The 505-nt window shown below is 65.9% G+C and carries 1 pseudogene; it reads left to right on the top strand.

From position 1 onward, the window contains the following. Nucleotides 1-505, top strand: a pseudogene (locus KUG39_RS05510) (iron uptake porin); the annotation flags it as partial.

Here is a 505-nt window from a genome sequence, read left to right as displayed (position 1 = left end):
CAGCCTGAACCTGGGCGCTGGTGGTGGTCTGTGGTGGAAGAGCGGCGGCTTCAGCATCAGCGCCAACTACGTCTCCGCCAACGGTGATGTGGGCAACCCGATCGCCGGCACGGCGAACTGCGGTGGCATCGGCAACGCCTGCTCCTCCCAGACGGGTACCGGCCAGATCGCCTACACCGGCTCCAACTGGGGCATCGCGGCGGCCTACACCTACTCCTCCGGTGGTGCCGGTCTCTACACCGGCAACGGCACGCCTCTGGCCACCATCTTCCAGACCAACGCCGCCGCCACCAACTCGGTGGGCATCAGCGCCTACTGGCAGCCCAGCAACTCCGGCTGGGTTCCCTCCATCAGCGCCGGCTGGGGCATCAACCGCAGCAACTACAACGGCACCACCAACCTCAACGGCGCCGCGAATCTCGTCTCCACCACCGGCATCACCAACGCCACCAGCCAGTCCTGGTACGTGGGTCTGCAGTGGGATGACGTGTTCATCAAGGGCAAC

It is taken from the genome of Synechococcus sp. CCAP 1479/10, from assembly GCF_019038515.1.
Classification (GTDB): domain Bacteria; phylum Cyanobacteriota; class Cyanobacteriia; order PCC-6307; family Cyanobiaceae; genus Cyanobium.
Note: the sequence above shows the minus strand (reverse complement) of the source record. Positions and strands in the feature narration are given on the sequence as shown.